Genomic DNA, 1112 nt, shown 5'->3' on the forward strand with positions numbered 1-1112 from the left:
TGTTGCGGGTATGGACGTTGCTGACGCAGGACTGAAGTAGACGGGCTGGTCCTCGGCGTGAGAATGGGAGTTGCGACACAACCGTTCTCAACCAAGAAGGACCAGCCCTGTGACACACCGTAATGCTCCGCTGACAGTGGAGGGAAGACGGCGTCTCGTCGAACGATGCCGAACTCGTCCGGTAGCGCATGTCGCTGCTGAAATGGGGATCTCTCGGCAATGCGCCTCGAAGTGGGTCAACCGTCACCGCAAGTACGGCGACCTGGGACTACACGACCGATCCAGCACACCGAAACACCAACCCACCGCCACCGCGGCGGGCGTCGTGGCCGAGATCGAATTCATGCGACGGACCCGGAAATGGTCGGCCGCGCGCATCACGTTCGAACTCCGAATGGGTGGAACGGTCATTGCTCGCAGGACCGTCACGAAAATCCTGCGCGGTCTGGGATTGCACCGTCGCCGGTTCATCGACCCGAACGGCGAGAACAACCGAAAACCCCAGGTCATCGCCGCGAAACGGCCCGGTCAGATGGTGCACGTCGACGTCAAAAAGGTCGGGAAGATCCCCGACGGCGGCGGATGGCGTGCCCATGGCCGTGGTTCCGAGCAGGCCAAACGATCCCAGCGGCGGAAAACGAAGAACAAGCAGACTCGCCTCGGCTACACCTATCTGCATTCCGCGATCGACGGCAACACCCGTTTGGCGTACACCGAAGCCAGAGACAACGAAACCGCCGCAACAGCCATCGATTTCATGAACAACGCCCGCATCTTCTTCGCCGCGCATGGCATCACTCGGATCGAGCGCGTGATCACCGACAACGGATCGTGCTATCGGGCAGCGGATTTCACGTCTTCACTCCGCGAAGCGCGGCACTACCGCATCCGGCCGTACACGCCGAAACATAACGGGAAGGTCGAGCGCTACAACCGCATCCTCGCCGAAGAACTGCTGTACTCCCGCGAATACACCAGCGAAGCTGAGCGGCGCACCGCCGTCGAAGTCTGGAACGTTCACTACAATTATCACCGACCGCATTCAGCACGCGGAGGACGACCGCCCGCCGCTTACCGCCGGCACCGCGTCACCAACGTCCGTTCCTCATACA

The 1112-nt window shown here is 61.3% G+C and carries 1 protein-coding gene; it reads left to right on the forward strand.

All coding sequences use genetic code 11. The annotated features are described in order from the left end of the window. Positions 1-109: 109 nt before the first annotated feature. On the forward strand, positions 110-1112 hold a 1003-nt coding region (locus tag AC2ETI_RS32535; protein WP_158646774.1), incomplete at its 3' end, for an IS481 family transposase.

The sequence above is a fragment of the Rhodococcus sp. MurmanLake-1 genome (assembly GCF_056945715.1).